The organism is Methylobacterium sp. D48H, assembly GCF_053345715.1.
Map to the genome: position 1 here is coordinate 109,534 of NZ_JBKFAP010000013.1, position 16,603 is coordinate 126,136.

At 72.9% G+C, this 16,603-nt stretch carries 17 protein-coding genes; 8 read left to right on the top strand and 9 right to left on the bottom strand.

Annotated elements, in window-relative coordinates; genetic code table 11:
• The first annotated feature begins 3 nt into the window (after positions 1–3).
• Entirely contained in the window at positions 4–1,044 is a 1,041-nt protein-coding gene (locus ACLBX8_RS20265) for a GDP-mannose 4,6-dehydratase (RefSeq protein ID WP_447715666.1), read from the top strand.
• Positions 1,045–1,072: 28 nt separating this feature from the next.
• Here the strand turns inward: ACLBX8_RS20265 and ACLBX8_RS20270 are convergent, their stop codons facing one another.
• Positions 1,073–1,852, bottom strand: coding sequence for a class I SAM-dependent methyltransferase (locus ACLBX8_RS20270; protein ID WP_447715667.1), 780 nt, complete (start codon positions 1,850–1,852; stop codon positions 1,073–1,075).
• Between the two features lie 88 nt (positions 1,853–1,940).
• On the opposite strand from ACLBX8_RS20270, the gene ACLBX8_RS20275 reads away from it, so the two are divergent.
• Together ACLBX8_RS20275 and ACLBX8_RS20280 are read left to right on the top strand one after the other, a co-directional pair.
• Positions 1,941–2,396, top strand: coding sequence for an Rrf2 family transcriptional regulator (locus tag ACLBX8_RS20275; RefSeq protein ID WP_447715668.1), 456 nt, complete (start codon positions 1,941–1,943; stop codon positions 2,394–2,396).
• 74 nt (positions 2,397–2,470) lie between these two features.
• The gene (locus ACLBX8_RS20280) at positions 2,471–2,848 is read left to right on the top strand and encodes a PH domain-containing protein (protein WP_020092393.1); all 378 of its coding nucleotides are present in this window, start codon (positions 2,471–2,473) and stop codon (positions 2,846–2,848) included.
• 31 nt (positions 2,849–2,879) lie between these two features.
• On the opposite strand, the gene ACLBX8_RS20285 is transcribed toward ACLBX8_RS20280, so the two are convergent.
• From ACLBX8_RS20285 to ACLBX8_RS20300, 4 genes are read right to left on the bottom strand one after another with little or no spacing between them, the layout of a single operon-like run.
• Positions 2,880–4,088 carry a CaiB/BaiF CoA transferase family protein gene (locus tag ACLBX8_RS20285; protein ID WP_447715669.1) on the bottom strand — a complete coding sequence of 403 codons (1,209 nt, stop codon included), beginning with the start codon at positions 4,086–4,088 and terminating at the stop codon, positions 2,880–2,882.
• An 11-nt stretch (positions 4,089–4,099) separates the two neighbouring features.
• Positions 4,100–4,969, bottom strand: a complete 870-nt coding sequence (locus ACLBX8_RS20290; RefSeq protein WP_244491829.1) for an IclR family transcriptional regulator — start codon at positions 4,967–4,969, stop codon at positions 4,100–4,102.
• Positions 4,966–5,703 carry an enoyl-CoA hydratase-related protein gene (locus tag ACLBX8_RS20295; protein WP_447700192.1) on the bottom strand — a complete coding sequence of 246 codons (738 nt, stop codon included), beginning with the start codon at positions 5,701–5,703 and terminating at the stop codon, positions 4,966–4,968. The genes ACLBX8_RS20290 and ACLBX8_RS20295 overlap by 4 nt, the downstream gene beginning before the upstream one ends.
• Positions 5,700–6,740: an NAD(P)H-dependent flavin oxidoreductase gene (locus tag ACLBX8_RS20300; protein WP_447700191.1), complete on the bottom strand. Its 1,041-nt coding sequence runs from the start codon at positions 6,738–6,740 to the stop codon at positions 5,700–5,702. Before ACLBX8_RS20300 ends, ACLBX8_RS20295 begins: the two co-directional genes overlap by 4 nt.
• A gap of 336 nt (positions 6,741–7,076) precedes the next feature.
• Here ACLBX8_RS20300 and ACLBX8_RS20305 point away from each other — a divergent pair, with 336 nt between their 5' ends.
• From ACLBX8_RS20305 to ACLBX8_RS20320, 4 genes are all read left to right on the top strand, one after another.
• On the top strand, positions 7,077–9,146 hold the full coding sequence (locus ACLBX8_RS20305; protein ID WP_447700190.1) for a 3-hydroxyacyl-CoA dehydrogenase NAD-binding domain-containing protein: 2,070 nt from the start codon (positions 7,077–7,079) through the stop codon (positions 9,144–9,146).
• Positions 9,147–9,160: 14 nt separating this feature from the next.
• Entirely contained in the window at positions 9,161–10,345 is a 1,185-nt protein-coding gene (locus ACLBX8_RS20310) for an acetyl-CoA C-acyltransferase (protein ID WP_447715670.1), read from the top strand.
• A gap of 2 nt (positions 10,346–10,347) precedes the next feature.
• Positions 10,348–11,544, top strand: coding sequence for an acyl-CoA dehydrogenase family protein (locus ACLBX8_RS20315; protein ID WP_447700188.1), 1,197 nt, complete (start codon positions 10,348–10,350; stop codon positions 11,542–11,544).
• Positions 11,545–11,678: 134 nt separating this feature from the next.
• On the top strand, positions 11,679–12,833 hold the full coding sequence (locus ACLBX8_RS20320; RefSeq protein WP_447700187.1) for an acyl-CoA dehydrogenase family protein: 1,155 nt from the start codon (positions 11,679–11,681) through the stop codon (positions 12,831–12,833).
• A gap of 115 nt (positions 12,834–12,948) precedes the next feature.
• Here the strand turns inward: ACLBX8_RS20320 and ACLBX8_RS20325 are convergent, their stop codons facing one another.
• The 4 genes from ACLBX8_RS20325 to ACLBX8_RS20340 all read right to left on the bottom strand — a co-directional run bounded on the left by ACLBX8_RS20325 (position 12,949) and on the right by ACLBX8_RS20340 (position 16,102).
• The gene (locus ACLBX8_RS20325; protein WP_020092402.1) at positions 12,949–13,821 is read right to left on the bottom strand and encodes a tetratricopeptide repeat protein; all 873 of its coding nucleotides are present in this window, start codon (positions 13,819–13,821) and stop codon (positions 12,949–12,951) included.
• A gap of 332 nt (positions 13,822–14,153) precedes the next feature.
• Complete coding sequence (locus tag ACLBX8_RS20330; RefSeq protein ID WP_447700186.1) at positions 14,154–15,266, bottom strand: 5-(carboxyamino)imidazole ribonucleotide synthase; 1,113 nt, start codon at positions 15,264–15,266, stop codon at positions 14,154–14,156.
• Positions 15,263–15,763, bottom strand: coding sequence for a 5-(carboxyamino)imidazole ribonucleotide mutase (gene purE, locus ACLBX8_RS20335; protein ID WP_447715671.1), 501 nt, complete (start codon positions 15,761–15,763; stop codon positions 15,263–15,265). The genes ACLBX8_RS20330 and purE overlap by 4 nt, the downstream gene beginning before the upstream one ends.
• 78 nt (positions 15,764–15,841) lie before the next feature.
• Positions 15,842–16,102: a YdcH family protein gene (locus ACLBX8_RS20340; protein WP_081636461.1), complete on the bottom strand. Its 261-nt coding sequence runs from the start codon at positions 16,100–16,102 to the stop codon at positions 15,842–15,844.
• Positions 16,103–16,233: 131 nt separating this feature from the next.
• Between ACLBX8_RS20340 and ACLBX8_RS20345 the strand changes: the two genes are divergently transcribed.
• The gene (locus tag ACLBX8_RS20345) at positions 16,234–16,416 is read left to right on the top strand and encodes a YdcH family protein (RefSeq protein ID WP_012318068.1); all 183 of its coding nucleotides are present in this window, start codon (positions 16,234–16,236) and stop codon (positions 16,414–16,416) included.
• The last annotated feature ends 187 nt before the right edge of the window (positions 16,417–16,603 follow it).

Sequence of the window (16,603 nt, forward strand, 5' to 3'; positions counted from 1 at the left end):
GCCGTGAGCGCGCCCTCTCCCCACGGGTCCGGCGGCCCGGCCCCGCGGCGCGTCCTCGTCACCGGGGCGGCCGGTTTCGTGGGCGGCCACGTCCTGCCGCTCCTGGCGGGGGCTACGGCGGGGTCGGCGGCGGGGTCGGCGGCGCGGGCGGGCGACTGCGTGGCCGGGATCGGGCGGGGGCGGTCGCCGCGCCTGCCGGAGGGCGTCACCTACGCGGCGATCGACCTCCTCGACGAGACCGCACTCGGCGGCTTCGTGGCGCGGTTCCGGCCGACCGCGATCCTGCACCTGGCGGGCCTCGCCTCGGTGGCGGATTCCGCGAGCGGCCCGGGCCAGACGTGGCGGGTCAACGTCAACGGCCTGATGAACCTCGTGGCCGCGGTGGAGGCGGTGCCGGGCTGCACCTTCTTCTTCGTCAGTTCCGGCGAGGTCTACGGCAGCGCGTTCCTCGCCGGCCACGCCCTCAGCGAGGCGGTCGAGCCCCTGCCGCGCAACACCTACGCCCGGTCGAAATGGGTCGGCGAGCAGCTGCTCCGCGACCTGCTGCCCCGCATCGGCGTGAAGCTCGTCGTGCTGCGGCCGTTCAACCATATCGGTCCCGGGCAGGACGAGCGCTTCGTCGTGGCCTCCTTCGCGGGACAGATCGCCCGGATCGAGGCCGGCCTCGTGCCGCCCTGCCTGGAGGTCGGCAACCTCTCGTCCTACCGCGACTTCCTCGACGTCGCCGACGTGGCGAACGCCTACGCCGACCTGATCGGCCGGGCGGACTCGCTGGCGGACGGGAGCGTGTTCAACATCAGCTCGGGCCAGCCGCGGACGATCGCCAGCGTCCTCGAGGACCTGCGCGCCCGGGCCCGGGTCCCGTTCGAGATCCGCATCGCCCCGGAGCGGGTGCGGCCGACCGAGATCCCCCTGGCCGCGGGCGATGCCGGCCGCCTCCACGCCGCCACCGGCTGGCAGCCGCGGGTCTCGTGGGACGCGGCCCTGACCCGGGTTCTGGACGACGCGCGGGCGCGGCTCGCGGACGCGCGCGCGACCCGCTGAGGCGCCGGGTCCCGCGCCGAAGCGGCGCTCAGCGCTCCGCGACGCCGATCAGCGCGGTGGAGGGGATCGGCAGGACGGGTCGTCCGGCCGCCATGCGCCGCGCCTCCGCGATCACCGCGGCCCGGTCGTCCGCGCTCAGGTCGACCCAGTCCGGCGACAGGCCGAACACCGTGTCGGGGTCGTCGAGCAGGGCGACGTCGAGCACGTAGTCGAAGGTCACGCGGTCGATCCGCGGGGCCGCGTACCCGGCCGCGACCAGTTCCCGGGTGAACCCGGCCGGATCGCCGAGCGCCCGCACCCCGTCGGGCATCGCCCGGCTCTCGCGTTCGGGGAACAGCCGGCGGCGGATCTCGCCGAGCAGCAGGAACGTCGCCGCGCCCTGGTCCTGCCACGTCGCGACGACGCCCCGTCCCCCGGGTCGCGTCACGCGCGCCATCTCGGCGAGGCCCTTCCGCCAGTCGGGGAACATGATCACCCCGAAGATCGAGAACACCGCGTCGAAGCCGCCGTCGGGCAGGTCGAGGGCCTGGCCGTCCATGACCCGCGCGTCGACGTTGGGCAGGGCCGCGCCGGCGATGCGCGCGACCATGCCGGGCGCGAAATCGACCGCGAGGACCTGCGCCCCCGTCCGCGCCGCGGCCAGCGCGAGGGCGCCGGTGCCGGCCGCGACGTCGAGGACGCGGCTGCTCTCGGTCAGCGGCACCCGCGCGAGCGCCGCCTCGGCGAAGCGCGCGGTGAACGGGTGGGCGGTCGTCGCGTAGTGTTCGGCGACCTTGTCCCACCGATCGGGGTCCTCGAACTCGCGCAATGCTTCAGCTCCGCTCCATCACGTAACTTGATAAGTATCGTGATCGGGCGCGGTTGCCAATCCCGGGCCCGGTGTGATGGATCGGCGGGTGCGCACCGATAGCCGCCTCTCCCGGACGCTCCATGTGCTGCTTCACATGGCCCGCCACGACGGACCGATGACGTCCGAGGCGATCGGGCGGATGCTCGGGACGAACCCGGTGGTCGTCCGGCGGACGATGGCCGGGCTCCGGAACGCGGGCTACGTGAAATCCGAGAAGGGGCACGGCGGCGGATGGTCCATCGCGGCGGACCTGAACGCGGTCTCGCTGCTCGACGTCCACCGCGCGGTCGGGGGTCCCCGCATCTTCGCGATCGGCAGCGATCGCGCGAACCCGGCCTGCGCGGTCGAGAAGGTCGTCAACGCGGCGGTCGAGGACACGCTGCGCGAGGCCGAGGCGCTCCTGGTCGCGCGGCTCGGTTCCGTCAGCCTCGCCGAGCTCGCGCGAAGCTTCGACGCCCGGTGCCGGCCCGAAGGGCCGTCGGACGCCCCGACCTGCGCCTGACGGCGGGCGGTTGCCGCGGCGGCGCTCAGGCGCCATCCTCGGCATCGACGCGGACCAGCACGAGATGAGCGGCCATGGGCCTACTGGACGGATTGCTCGGACACGGCTCGGCCGTTGACGCGGCCTCCCTGGAGCGCCGGCTCGACGGCATCCTGATCGAGGGCGAGACGGCGCGGCTCGCCTTCAAGATCATCCGGGACGTGTTCGTGTTCACCGAGCGCCGCGTCATCCTGATCGACGTCCAGGGCGTGACCGGCAGCAAGGTCGAGTTCCTGTCGGTGCCGTACCGCGCGATCGTGCGCTTCTCGGTCGAGACCGCCGGCACGTTCGACCTCGACGCCGAGTTGAAGATCTGGGTCTCGGGGGCGGCGGAGCCGATCCAGCGCACCCTGAAGAAGGGCGCGGATGTCCGGGGCATCCAGCGGGCCCTCGCCGAGGGCGTGCTGCGTTAGGCCGGGGCGCGCGCCGGCGGGCGGCGGCCGCCTAGCGGACCACGCCCTTCGCCCGCAGCGCGTCGCGCGCGGCCTCGGGGTAGTCCAGGTGCTCGGCCAGGATCTCGGCGCTCGAATCCCCGAGGCCGGGCGGCATGCGCCGCACCGGCAGCCGGCGACCGTCGAGCCGGTAGGGCGGGGCGATGACGTGGGCGTTCGCGGATGCCGCCTCCGGTGCCGCGACCACCAGCCCGGCCTCCCGGGCGCGGTCGCAGGTGAGCGCCTCGCGCAGGCCCATCACCTCGCCGCAGGGGATGCCCGCCGCCCTCAACCGCGCGATCAGCGGCGCGCGCTCCCACGTGGCGAGCTCTGCCTCCAGCACGGGGATGAAGGCGGCGCGGTTGCGCGAGCGGTCGAGGTTGGTGGCGAAGCGCGGGTCAGCGACCCAGTCCGGCCGCTCCAGCACCTGCTCGCAGAAGCGGCGGTACTGCCCGTTGTTGCCGACCGTGATCACCACCGGCCCGTCGCCGGCCTCGAACACCCCGTAGGGCACGATCGACGGGTGGGCGTTGCCGTAGCGGGGCGGATCGATCCCCCGGGCGAGCGCCTCCAGGCCGTAATAGGAGGTCAGCGCCACGCCGCAATCGAACAGGGCGAGGTCGACGGTCCGGCCGCGCCCGGTCCGCTCCCGCTGGTACAGGGCCGCCAGCACCGCCTGGGCGGCGAACTGGCCGGTGAACAGGTCGACCGCCGCGACCCCGAACTTGAGGGGCGGTCCCCCGGCCTCGCCGTTGAGTGCCATCACGCCGGATTCGCCCTGGACCACGAGGTCGTAGCCGGGCCGGCCGGCCTCGGAGCCGTCGGAGCTGTAGCCGGCGATCGAGCAGTAGATCAGGCCGGAATTCTCCGCCGACAGGTCCGCGTAGCCGAGGCCGAGCTTCTCGGCCCCGCCGGTCTTGAAGTTCTGGACCAGCACGTCGCTCTCGCGGGCGAGCGCCTTGACGATCGCCAGCCCCTCCGGCGTGGCGAGGTCGACGCCGATCGAGCGCTTGTTGCGGTTCACGCTGTCGAAATACGAGGTGTTGCCGGGGCTCGTCGGCACGCCCCAGTCGCGGGTGTCGTCGCCGCGCTCCGGATGCTCGACCTTGATCACGTCGGCGCCGAGATCGCCCAGCACCTGCGCGCACCAGGGCCCGGCCAGGACCCGGGACAGGTCGAGGACGCGGATTCCGGCGAGCGGCAGGTCGGCAACGGCATCCATCGCGATGGTCCTCAGGCTCCCATGACGCCGTCGAGGCTGCGCACGGCGTCGATCAGTCTCGGGCGCGCCACCTCCAGGAGGAAGCGCGCGTCGGTGATGACGGTGGGGGCACCGCAATTGACCGACATGGGCGGCAGCCCGCCGCCGGGATGGAACCCCACCGCGATGGCGCAGACCGTCTCCTGCCACTCGCCGAACGAGGTGCAGCAGCCGAGTTCCCGGTGCTCCTCCACCGCCCGGTCGAGGCCGGCGCGCAGCACCGGCCAGGCCACGGGATCCAGCGCCTTCAGGTCCTCGTAGATGCCCGCGCGCTCCCGGTCCGGGCAGACCGCCACGTAGGCGCGGCCCATGGCGCTGCGGGCCAGCGAGATGCGCGAGCCGGTGTCGAGGTTGAGCGAGATCGCCGCCGGGCCGCGCTGGCAGTCGACGTAGCGCATGCTGAGCCGGTCCCGCACCCCGAGGCCGACCGAGGCGTTGGCCGCCTCCGCGACCGCGCGCAGCACCGGCCGGGCGATGGCGCGGACGTCGAGGCCGCCCAGGGCGGCCGAGCTCAGCGCGATGGTGGCGGTGCCGAGCCGGTAGCGGCCGAGTTCGGGCATGTGCTGCAGGTAGCCGAGCTTGGTCAGCGTGTAGGTCAGCCGCGACACGGTGGAGCGCGGCAGGCCGCAGGCCTCCGCGATGTCGTGGTTGGCGAGGCTCGTGCGCCCCGGGCCGAAGCAGGCGAGCACCGACAGCCCCCGGGCCAGGGCCGTGACGAAGTGCCGGTCCTCCTTCGCGCCGGCGCCGGCCGCGTCGGGCTCGGCCGTGTCGGGCTCGGCCGTGTCGAGCCCGATGTCGGATCCGGCGCGCGGGCCGGCCTCCACCTCCATCCGCCCGCTCATCGGCGCAGGAACGCCGCGAAGGCCGCCTGCGCCGCCGGACCGCGGCGGAGGGCGTGGAAGACCTCCGCCTCGGCGTCGAGGGCGCGGGCGACGCTGTCGTCGTGGCCGCGCCGCAGCGCCTGCTTGGTGGCGGCGATCGAGACCCGGGGCAGGGCGGCGAGCGCGCGCGCCTTGGCGAGTGCGGTCTCCAGGGCCGTCCCGGCCGGGACGGCAGCGTTGATCAGGCCGGCCGCGGCGGCGTCCGCGACCGTGAAGGGCTCACCGAGCATCAGCAGCTCGGCCGCGCGCTTCGATCCCGCCACCAGGGGCAGCAGGTAGCTCGACCCGCCCTCCGGGCTGAGGCCCAGGGCCGTGAAGGGCAGGCGGAACCGCGCCCCGTCCCCCGCGTAGGCGAGGTCGCAGTGGAGCAGCAGCGTCGTGCCGATGCCGACCGCGTGGCCCTCCACGGCGGCCACGACCGGGAGCGGGCAGGCGCGCAGGGCCTTGAGGAAGGTGAGGCCGGGACTGTCGCCACCGGTCTCGACGTCCTGGAAATCCTTGAGATCGTTGCCGGCGGTGAAGCAGCCGCCTGCGCCGGTGAGGACCAGGGCGCGCACCTCCGCGTCCCGTCCCGCGGCCTCCAGGGCGCCGGTCAGGCCCGCGTAGGTCGCCCGGTCGAGGGCGTTGCGCCGCTCAGGCCGGTCGATCGTGACGAGCCGGATCCCGGGCTCCGGATCGGCGAGGCGGACGCTCACGGAAAGGTCCCGCCGTCGCGGTCTGCGACGTAGTCCGCGGCGTAGTCCGCGGCGCTGCCGGCCGTCCGCGCCCGCGCCGCCGCGTATTCCCGGGCGAGCCGGGCGACGAGGTCGGCGGTCGCCGGCGCGTCCGCGATGGTACCGACACCCTGGCCGGCACCCCAGACGTCGCGCCACGCCTTCACGCTGGCGCTGCCGAAGTTCATCGCGGTCTTGTCGCGCACCGGCAGGGCCTCGGGATCGAGCCCGGCGGCGCGGATGCTCGGCGTCAGGTAGTTGCCCGGAACGCCGGTGAAGTAGGGGGTGTAGAGGATGTCGGCGGCCGCGCTGCCGGCGATCATGTCCTTGTAGGCCGCCGCCGCGTTCGCCTCCCGGGTGGCGATGAAGCGGGTGCCCATGTAGGCGAGGTCGGCGCCCATGGCCTGGGCCGCCAGGATCGCGGAGCCCGAGGTGATCGCCCCCGACAGGATCAGCGGCCCGTCGTAGAACCGCCGGATCTCGCCCACCAGGGCGAAAGGGCTCAGTGTCCCCGCGTGCCCGCCCGCCCCGGCGCAGACCAGGATCAGCCCGTCGACGCCGGCCTCCAGCGCCTTCTCGGCGTGTCGGACATTGGTGACGTCGTGGAACACGACCCCGCCATAGGCGTGGACCGGGCGGATCACCGCGTCCGGTGCCCGTAGGGAGGTGATGATGATCGGCACACGGTGCCGCACGCAGGCCTCGACATCCTGCGCCAGCCGGTCGTTGGAGGCGTGGACGATCTGGTTCACCGCGAACGGCGCGACCCGCCGCGACGGGTCGGCGGCGCGGGCCTCCGCGAGCGTCTGCGTGATCCGCGCGAGCCACGCGTCGAGGAGTTCGGCCGGCCGGGCATTCAGCGCGGGGAAGGAGCCGACGACCCCGGACAGGCACTGGGCGATGACCAGCTCCGGGCCGGAGACGATGAACATCGGGGCGCAGATCACCGGCAGGGCGAGCCGGCCGCGCAGGATCTCGGGCAGGCGCCCGCCCGGGTCGCGCTCGGGACCGTCGCTCACCGCCCGCTCCCCTCTGCCGAAACCCGCGCCGGACAGGCGCCCCCGGGCCGCTCGCCCCGATCCTTGCCGCGCACCGCGATCCTCCCCCTGCCTCCGGCGGCCCGGCCTTCGCGCGCCGGGCGGCGTCCGCAACCGAGTCTCGTTCAGGGCCGTTGTGATGACATGGCCCCGGGCCGCGGGTCAAACGGCCGAGGCACTAGTTTTCTGCATTGCAGAACAGGTGGCCGCACTTCGATGACAGACCTTGCCCGTCCTTGACGCTGGCGGGCACTCGGACCAACATCCCGCCGAAATGCGGACACTTATTCTGCATTGCAGAACAACGGGGAGTATCGGGTGGTTCGTCAGGAGGTCGACGGCGGCGTGGCCGTGCTCACGCTCGCCAACCCGCCGGTCAACGCGCTGGGCGCCGCGCTGCGGGCGGCCCTCGACGAGGCCCTGACGAACGCCATCGCGGACGCGTCGGTCCGGGCCGTCGTCCTGGCCGCGGAGGGCAAGGTGTTCGTCGGCGGCGCCGATATCGGCGAGTTCGGCAAGCCGCAGCGCCCGCCGAGCCTGCCGGACATCCTGGACCGGCTCGACGCCAGCCCGAAGCCGGTGGTGGCGGCGATCGGCGGCGCGGCCCTCGGCGGCGGCCTGGAGCTGGCGATGGCCTGCCACGGCCGCGTCGCGGCCCCGTCGGCGCGGATCGGCCTGCCGGAGATCAAGCTCGGGATCATCCCGGGGGCGGGGGGCACGCAGCGCCTTCCTCGCCTGATCGGGCCCGACGCCGCCTTCGCGATGATGCTCACCGGCGAGCCGGTCTCCGCCGAGACGGCGGCGGCGCTGGGCATCGTGGACGCCGTGGTGCTCGGCGACCTCGTCGCGGAAGCGCGCACCCGCGCCCTGGAACTCGCCGATTCCGGCGCCCTGCCACGCGCGCGCGACCGGTCCGAGACGCTGACGCCGGAGGCGCGGGAAAAATTCGAGGCGCAGGCCGCCGAGGCGGTGAAGCGCGATCCCGACGCCACCAACGTTCACGCCCTGGCGCGGGCGGTGCGCGCGGGCCTGGAGCAGGATTTCGATGCCGCCGTGGCGGTGGAGCGGGCCGAGTTCCGCACCCTGGTGGAGGATCCGCGCTCGAAGGCCCTGCGCTACGCCTTCTTCGCCGAGCGCGAGGCCGGCCGGGTGCCCGGCCTGCCGAAGGACACGCCCCGCCGCGCCGTCCGCACGGCCGCGGTGATCGGCGCCGGCACGATGGGCGGCGGCATCGCCATGTGCTTCGCCAATGCCGGGATCCCCGTGACGGTGATCGAGACGGAAGAGGGCGCCCTGGCGCGCGGCCTCGACCGGGTGAGGGGGCTCTACGCCGGCTCGGCCAAGCGCGGCTCGATCACCGAGGCCCAGCGCGACGAGCGGGTCGGCCGGATCAGGGGCGCGCTCGGTCTGGAGAACGCCGGGGAGGCCGACATCGTCGTGGAGGCGGCCTTCGAGGACATGGGCGTCAAGCGCGAGATCTTCTCCAAGCTCGACCAGGTCGCCAATCCGGGCGCGATCCTGGCCACCAACACCTCCTACCTCGACGTGAACGCCATCGCGGCGGTGACGGGCCGGCCGCAGGACGTGCTCGGCCTGCACTTCTTCAGCCCGGCCAACGTCATGCGCCTCGTGGAGGTGGTCCGTGCGGAGAGAACCGCGCCGGACGTGCTGGCCACCGCGCTGGACCTGGGCAAGCGGCTCAACAAGCTGCCGGTGACGGTGGGCGTCTGCTTCGGCTTCGTGGGCAACCGGATGCTGGAGCGCCGCAGCCGGGCCGGCGAGCGGCTGCTGCTCGAAGGAGCTCTGCCGCACGAGGTCGACGCTGCGGTGACCGGCTTCGGCTTCCGGATGGGCCCCTTCGCCATGGGCGACCTCGCGGGACTCGATATCGGCTGGCGCTCGCGCAAGGATTTCGGCGGCCGGGCGCCGGTGGCGGACTCGCTCGCCGAGCAGGGCCGGTTCGGCCAGAAGACGGGCCGCGGCTTCTATCTCTACCCGGACGGCGCCCGCGCCGGCACGCGCGACCCGGAGGTGGAGGCGCTGATCGCGCGCGTCGCCGCCGAGCACGGCGTCGCGCGCCGCAGCTTCACGGCCGACGAGATCGTCGCGCGACTCATGTACCCGATGGTCAACGAGGGCGCGCGGATCCTGGAGGAGGGCATCGCGGCCCGGCCCGGCGACATCGATACGATCTGGATCAACGGCTACAATTGGCCCGCCTGGCGCGGCGGCCCGATGCACTGGGCCGACACGGTCGGATTGAAGACCGTCGCCGAAGCCTTGTCGCGCTTCGCGGCCGAGACCGGCGACGACAGCCAGGAGCCGGCGCCGCTCCTCAAGAAGCTCGCCGCCGAGGGCGGCAGCTTCGCCGGCCTGAAGAACGCCTGAGCGGGAGAGCGATCATGACCGACGCGGTGATCGTCTCGACCGCCCGCACGCCCATCGGCAAGGCGCATCGCGGCGCGCTGAACCTCACCCGCGGCGCCGACCTCGCGGCCCACGCGATCCGCGGCGCCCTGGACCGGGCGCGCCTGGAGCCCGGGGCGGTCGAGGAGGTGGTGCTCGGCTGCGGCTATCCCGAGAACGCCACGGGCGGCAACGTCGCCCGCCACGCGGCCCTGGTGGCGGGGATCCCGGTCGAGTCGGCCGGCGTCACCGTCTCGCGCTTCTGCGCCTCGGGCCTGGAGGCGATCGCCAGCGCGGCGCGCCGGATCATCCTCGACGGTGTGCCGGTGGCAGTGGCCGGCGGCGTCGAGTCGATCAGCCTCGTCCAGCCGAAGGTCCAGCGGGAGCTGACCCGCAACGCGTGGCTGGAAGCGCATCTGCCGGCGATCTACATGCCGATGATCGAGACCGCCGACATCGTGGCGGAGCGCTATCGGATCTCCCGGGACGCGCAGGACCACTTCGCCCTGGAGAGCCAGCGACGGACCGCGGCGGCGCAGGAACGCGGGCTGTTCGACGACGAGATCGTCCCGATGAGCGCCGTCATGGCGGTGACCGACAAGGCCACCGGCGAGACCCGGGAGGTCGAGACCCGGCTCGCCAAGGACGAGGGCAACCGGCCGGACACGACTCTGGAGGGTCTCGCCAAGCTCAAGCCCGTGCGCGGGGAGGGTGCCTACATCACGGCGGGCAATGCCAGCCAACTCTCGGACGGCGCCTCGGCCAGCGTGCTGATGTCGGCCGACGAGGCGGCGCGGCGCGGCCTCGAACCGCTCGGCACCTTCCGGGGCTTCGCCTCCGCGGGCTGCGGGCCGGACGAGATGGGCATCGGCCCGGTCTTCGCGGTGCCGCGGCTCCTCGAGCGGCAGGGCCTGCGCGTCGCCGACATCGACCTGTGGGAGCTGAACGAGGCCTTCGCGTCCCAGTCTGTCTACTGCCGGGACACGCTCGGGATCGACCCCGAGAAGGTCAACGTCAACGGCGGCGCCATCGCGGTCGGCCACCCGTTCGGCATGTCGGGGGCGCGGCTTGTCGGACACGCCCTGCTGGAGGGCCGCCGCCGCGGCGCGCGCTACGCCGTCGTGACCATGTGCGTCGCCGGTGGCCAGGGTTGCGCCGGCCTGTTCGAGATCGGAGGCTGACGATGGATCTCCGCTTTACGCCGGAAGAGATCGCGTTCCGCGACGAGGTCCGGAGCTTCTGCCGCGAAGAAATCCCGGCGGAGATCCGGAAGAAGGTCTCGGAGGGGCGCAGCCTCTCGAAGGAGGACTACGTCACGAGCCAGCGGATCCTCAACGCCAAGGGCTGGGCGGTGCCGCACTGGCCGCAGGAATGGGGGGGCCGGGACTGGACCCCGATCCAGCGCTACATCTACACCGAGGAGCTGTTCCAGGCGGCGGTGCCGCTGCCCCAGCAATTCAACTGCTACATGTTCGGCCCGGTGCTGGCGACCTTCGGCCGGCAGGACCAGAAGGCGCGCTTCCTACCGCGCGCCGCCAATCTCGACGACTGGTGGTGCCAGGGCTTCTCCGAGCCCGGCGCCGGCTCGGACCTCGCTTCGCTGAAGACCAAGGCGGTGCGCGACGGCGACCACTACGTCGTGGACGGCCAGAAGACCTGGACGACGCTCGGCCAGCACGCCGACTGGATCTTCTGCCTGGTACGCACCGATTTCGAGGCCAAGAAGCAGCGCGGCATCTCCTTCCTGCTCATCGACATGACGACGCCCGGCATCACCGTGCGGCCGATCCTGACGCTGGAGGGGCGGCACGAGGTCAACGAGGTCTTCTTCGACGCCGTCCGCGTGCCCGTGGAGAACCTCGTCGGCGAGGAGAACCGGGGCTGGGACTACGCGAAGTTCCTGCTGGCCAACGAGCGCACCGGCATCGCCCGGATCGGCCTCACCAAGGAGCGGATCGCGCGGATCAAGCGGCTGGCCCGGGAGATGCCGGCCGGGTCCGGCACAATGTGGGACGATCCCGCCTTCCGGTCTCGCGTCGCGGAGGTCGAGGTCGAGCTGAAGGCCCTGGAGATCACCCAGATGCGGGTGGCCGCCAAGCAGGGAAGGGCGGATTCGGTGGAGCCGGACCCGGCCTCGTCGCTCCTCAAGATCCGCGGCTCGCAGCTCCAGCAGGCGGCGACCGAGCTGCTGGTGGAGCTCGCCGGGCCCTTCGCCCTGGCGGCACCCGCGCGCGGGGCCGGGGCCAACAACCTGCCCGGCGGCTTCGACTGGGTCGACGCGGCGGCGCCGAGCTACTTCAACAACCGCAAGGTCTCGATCTACGGCGGCTCGAACGAGATCCAGCACAACGTGATCGCCAAGGGCATTCTGGGGCTGTGAGCGATTTCCCCTCCCCCTTGCGGGGAGGGGTCAGGGGTGGGGGTGGCCCCGGATGAGGCGCCACGGTGCCTTCTGCACCACCCCCACCTCCGGCTCCTCCCCGCAAGGGGGAGGAGAGAGGCCAGGGGAACACCATGGATTTCGACCTGAACGAGGACCAGTCGCTCCTGCGCGACAGCGTCGAGCGGCTGGCCGCCGACCTCTACCCGTCGCTGGAGAGCCGGCAGGCGCGGCTCAAGGCGCCCCTCGGCTTCCCCGAGGACGGCTGGGCGGCCTTCGCGGAACTCGGCGTCGCCGGCCTGCCCTTCTCCGAGGACGAAGGCGGCCTCGGCGGCGGCCCGGTCGAGACCATGCTGGTCATGGAGGCGGTGGGCCGCAACCTCGTGGTCGAGCCCCTGCTCGCGAGCCTCGTGCTGGGCTCGACGGCCCTGCGGCTCGGCGGCAGCGCCGCGCAGCGGGAGCGCCTCGTCCCGGGACTCGTCGCCGGCGACCTCCGCCTGACCCTCGCCCACACCGAGCGCCAGTCCCGCTACGACCTCGCCGACGTGGCGACGACCGCCCGTCGCAGCGGCGACGGCTTCGTGCTGAGCGGGGCGAAGAGCGTCGTGCCCAACGCCGACGCGGCCGGCCTGATGGTGGTCTCGGCCCGCGTCTCGGGCGAGCGGCGCGACCCGAGCGGGATCGGCCTGTTCCTCGTCCCGACCGACGCCCCCGGCATCGCCATCGAGGCCTACCCGACCCAGGACGGCGGCCGGGCCGCCGAGGTGTCCTTCTCCGACGTGACGCTCCCGGCCGACGCGGCGCTCGGCGACCCGGAGGGCGGCCTGCCGCTCCTGGAGCGGGTGGTGCAGCACGGGATCGCGGCGCTCGCCGCCGAGGCGGTGGGCTCCATGGACGCGCTCCACAGGCTCACGGTGGAGTACCTCAAGACCCGCAAGCAGTTCGGCGTCAGCGTCGGCTCGTTCCAGGCGCTGCAGCACCGCGCCGTCGACATGCTGATCCAGCTGGAGCAGGCCCGCTCCATGGCGCTCTACGCCGCCATGATGGTGGACACGCCGGACGCGGGGGCGCGGGCGGCGGCCCTGTCGGCCGTGAAGGTGCAGATCAACAAGGCCTGCCGCTACGTCGGCCAGGAGGCGGTGCAGCTCCACGGCGGCATCGGCATGACGCTCGAGTATATCGGCGCCCACCACTTCAAGCGGCTCGCCATGATCGAGTACCAGCTCGGCGACACCGCCCACCACCTGCGCCGGATCACGCAGGACGAGAACGGCCTGCTGGCGGCGTAGTTCGCCTCAGGCGCCGGCACCGTCCCTGCGGGCGGAGCGGAGCGATCCGGCGGCGCCACGCTCGAACGTGCCGCGCTGCCCTTCGTCGCTCCGCTCGCGCGCGATGACGGAGCGATCAGTTGAACAGCGTGCCGACACCGCCCTGCACGCGGCCGAGGCCGGCCCGCGCGACGGTGTTGTTGGGGTCGATCGTCGAGGCGCGCTGGTAGTTCTCCATCGCCTCCTTGCGCTGGCCCTGCTTCTCGTAGGCGAGGCCCCGATAGGCCCAGGACGTGGCGTCCTTGGCGTTCACGTTGAGCGCGGCGTTGTAGTCTTCGATCGCCTTCGCGTACTGGTTGGTCGCGATCAGGCTCTGGCCGCGGGCCGCGTAGGGCGCGGCCACGAACGGGTCGCGGTCGATGGCGGCGTCGAAATCGGCGATCGCCTGGGTGTCCTGGCCCTGCTTCTGCTTCACGAGGCCGCGGGCATGGTACGCCTGCGCGGATTCGGGGCTCAGGCGGATCGCGACGTTGAGGTCGTTCAGCGCCTGGTCGAGGTTGCCCTGCGCGCGCTCGACATTGGCCCGGCCGATATAGGCCGGCCCGTAATTCGGATCGATCCCGATCGCCTTGGAGAAGTCCTGCAGCGCCGGGCCGTCGCGGCCGATCTGGCGGTTCGCCAGGGCGCGGTTGTTGTAGGCGGAGGCGGAGTTCGGATCGAGCTGGATCGCCTTGGTGAAGTCGCCGATGGCGTCGTTGAACTGGCCGGCGCGGGCGTAGGCGGCGCCGCGGGTGTTGTAGGCCGCCGCGTCGTTCGGGTTGCGCTGCACGACCTCGGTCAGGGAGGCGATGTTGACGTTCGTGGCGCCGGTCGTGTCCTTCTCCAGGACCGCGTATTGCCGCGGGCCGGCCGCGCTGCCGACGGTCTCGCAGCCCGCGAGGCCGGCAGCCGAGACCAAGGCCGCGCCGATCAGTGCCGTCTTCCGTCCCAGCCGGTTGCGTACGTTCATTGCCCCACTCTCCCCGAGGCGTTGCCCGCTCCGCGCGCGCCCGCCCCGCCCCTCACAGTCCAAGAGCCCGCGCCGAGCGCCGGGCACGCCCGAGTTCGGGGCACCGTCGCGCATCACGGTGAAGGCCGGCTTAAGAAGCGCCGCGTCGTGATCCGGCCCCCGCCGGTCCCGGCGGGACCGAGCGGTGCGGGCGGGCTCGAGCGACAGCATTCGGAACCGACCACACTGTCGTGGAAGCGGCGGGATGTGGCGAAGGTATGGCTCGACCGTTCCGCGGGGCCGCGGACGGCCCTCCGGCGATCACGCGGCGACGCGGGTGTGCCCTCGAAGCCTCAGGATCCGGTCGGGCCCGGCCCGAGGCGCGTGACGTGGCCCATCTTGCGGCCGGGGCGCGCCTCGCCCTTGCCGTACAGGTGCAGGTGGGCGCCGGGCTCGGCCAGCAGGGCGTGCCAGTCGTCGGCCTGGGCGCCGATCAGGTTGCGCATCTCGACGGGCAGGCCGCCGACCCGGCCCGCATCGCCCAGCGGCCAGCCGCAGACGGCCCGGACGTGCTGGGCGAACTGCGAGGTCAGCGCGCCCTCGCTCGTCCAGTGGCCGGAATTGTGCACCCGGGGCGCGATCTCGTTGACCACGAGCCGCTCCGCCCCGTCCTCGCGGACGAGGAACATCTCGACGGCGAGCACGCCGACATAGTCGAGGGCGTCGGCGATCCGCCGGGCGATCTCGACGGCGGCGCGGCCCGTCTCGGCGGACACGCCGGGCGCCGGCACCCGGGTCAGCGCGAGGATGTGGTCGCGGTGCTCGTTCTCGCAGAGGTCGTAGGCCGCGAAGCTGCCGTCGCGCCCGCGCGCGCCCACCACCGAGACCTCGCGCTCGAACGGCACGAAGCCCTCCAGGATCAGCGGCGCGCCGCCGAACTCGGCGAACAGGGCGTTGCGGTCGCCCTCGGCCCGCTCGCGGAGCATGCGCTGCCCCTTGCCGTCGTAGCCGAAGCGGCGGGTCTTGAGCACGGCCGGCAGGCCGATCACCTCGATCGCCCGGTCGAGGTCGTCGGGCGTGTCCACCGCCCGGAACGGCGCCGTCGGGATGCCCAGGCCGTTGATGAACTCCTTCTCGGTGAGCCGGTCCTGCGTGGTCGAGAGCGCGCGCGCGTTCGGGTGCAGGGCGGCGTGCCTCGCGAGGACGTCGGCGGTGGCGTGCGGGATGTTCTCGAACTCGTAGGTCACGACGTCGACGCTGCGGGCGAAATCCGCCAGCGCCGCGGCGTCGTCGTAGGCCGCGCAGGTGGTCCGGGCGGCCACGTCGAAGGCGGGGCTGTCCGCGTCGGGCGCGTAGACATGCGCCTTGAGGCCGTAATCGGCCGCCGCGAGCGCGATCATGCGCCCGAGCTGGCCACCACCGACGATGCCGAGGATGGAGCCGGGGCCGAGGATCTTGTCCGTCACGCGTTCTCTTCCGTCACCGGCCGTTCGGCCACCGAGGCGCTCTGGGCCGCGCGCCACGCCTCCAGGCGCTCCGCCAGGTCCGGGTCGGTCAGCGCCAGGACGGCGGCGGCGAGCAGGGCCGCGTTCACCGCCCCGGCCCGGCCGATCGCCAGGGTCCCCACCGGGATGCCGGCCGGCATCTGGACGATGGAGAGCAGGCTGTCCTGGCCGGAGAGGGCCTTCGACTCCACCGGCACGCCGAAGACCGGCAGGCGGGTCATCGCGGCCGCCATGCCGGGCAGGTGCGCGGCGCCGCCCGCACCGGCGATCACAACCTTGAGGCCGGCCGCGACCGCGCCCTTGGCGAAGGCGACGAGCCGGTCCGGCGTGCGGTGGGCCGACACGATGCGCGCGTCGTACGGTACGCCGAGCGCGTCGAGCGTCTCGGCGGCATGACGCATGGTCGCCCAGTCGGACTGGCTACCCATGATGATCGCGACCGAAGGAGGCGACGCCATCGTTGATCCCGGCAAAAGAGGGCGCTTACAGGCGGCGCGGGCCTGCGGCAAGGCGGGGCCGGAGGGCGTCCACCGGCATCAGGCGATGATGTCCGGCGTGAGCGCGTCCTCGATGTGATAGATGCGGTCGCGCAGCGTGAGCTTGCGCTTCTTCAGGCGCTGGATCTGGAGCTGGTCTCCGGCGACGCTGCGCTCCAGCGCCTCGATGGCGCTGTCGAGATCCCGGTGCTCCTCGCGCAGCCGCGCCAGTTCGCCCAGGAGGTCCGACTGCGCACCCTCACCCGCCTCGTCCGCCATCGTCACCTGAGAACCCGAAGACCGTTCGTCGCCCGAGAGCATGCGTCACGCTCCGGCGCCGGACAAGGCGGCGCGGTAAGCAATCATCAGACTTAGCTGTAGAAAACGCTTCGACAGGTCCGGCATCCTGTGCCAATCTCGTTGTGTCGAAACGATGACAGGAGATTCGACTCATGTCGCTGCAGACGCATCTGAACCAACTCGCCCGGAAGCACGAAGCCCTCGAGCGCGAGATTCAGGAAGCGATCCACAGACCTTCGGCGAACGACCTCCACATCGCCGAGCTGAAGCGACGGAAACTCCTCCTCAAGGACGAGATCAACAAGCTTCAGGCGGGCAACGACACGTTGCACTGACGCCTGAGACGTCCAATCTGATAGCGAATTCAAGCTGACGACCGCCGCATCGGGAGCCCCGGTGCGGCGGTTTTCTCTTGGGGGGCACCGAGCCGCGGCCGCCGGGACCCGGGCGCGGCCGTCACGCCCGTGGCCACTCCCTCCCGTGGCCACTCCCGTGCGCGCGAGAATGGGCTACTCTGCGGCC

What these genes read in the sequence shown, in the direction of transcription:
- ACLBX8_RS20280 (WP_020092393.1), top strand. Translation starts at nt 2,471, where the DNA reads ATGGGCCTACTGGACGGATTGCTCGGACACGGCTCGGCCGTTGACGCG.
- ACLBX8_RS20285 (WP_447715669.1), bottom strand. Translation starts at nt 4,088, where the DNA reads ATGGATGCCGTTGCCGACCTGCCGCTCGCCGGAATCCGCGTCCTCGAC.
- ACLBX8_RS20290 (WP_244491829.1), bottom strand. Translation starts at nt 4,969, where the DNA reads ATGAGCGGGCGGATGGAGGTGGAGGCCGGCCCGCGCGCCGGATCCGAC.
- ACLBX8_RS20310 (WP_447715670.1), top strand. Translation starts at nt 9,161, where the DNA reads ATGACCGACGCGGTGATCGTCTCGACCGCCCGCACGCCCATCGGCAAG.
- ACLBX8_RS20315 (WP_447700188.1), top strand. Translation starts at nt 10,348, where the DNA reads ATGGATCTCCGCTTTACGCCGGAAGAGATCGCGTTCCGCGACGAGGTC.
- ACLBX8_RS20320 (WP_447700187.1), top strand. Translation starts at nt 11,679, where the DNA reads ATGGATTTCGACCTGAACGAGGACCAGTCGCTCCTGCGCGACAGCGTC.
- ACLBX8_RS20325 (WP_020092402.1), bottom strand. Translation starts at nt 13,821, where the DNA reads ATGAACGTACGCAACCGGCTGGGACGGAAGACGGCACTGATCGGCGCG.
- purE (WP_447715671.1), bottom strand. Translation starts at nt 15,763, where the DNA reads ATGGCGTCGCCTCCTTCGGTCGCGATCATCATGGGTAGCCAGTCCGAC.
- ACLBX8_RS20340 (WP_081636461.1), bottom strand. Translation starts at nt 16,102, where the DNA reads ATGCTCTCGGGCGACGAACGGTCTTCGGGTTCTCAGGTGACGATGGCG.
- ACLBX8_RS20345 (WP_012318068.1), top strand. Translation starts at nt 16,234, where the DNA reads ATGTCGCTGCAGACGCATCTGAACCAACTCGCCCGGAAGCACGAAGCC.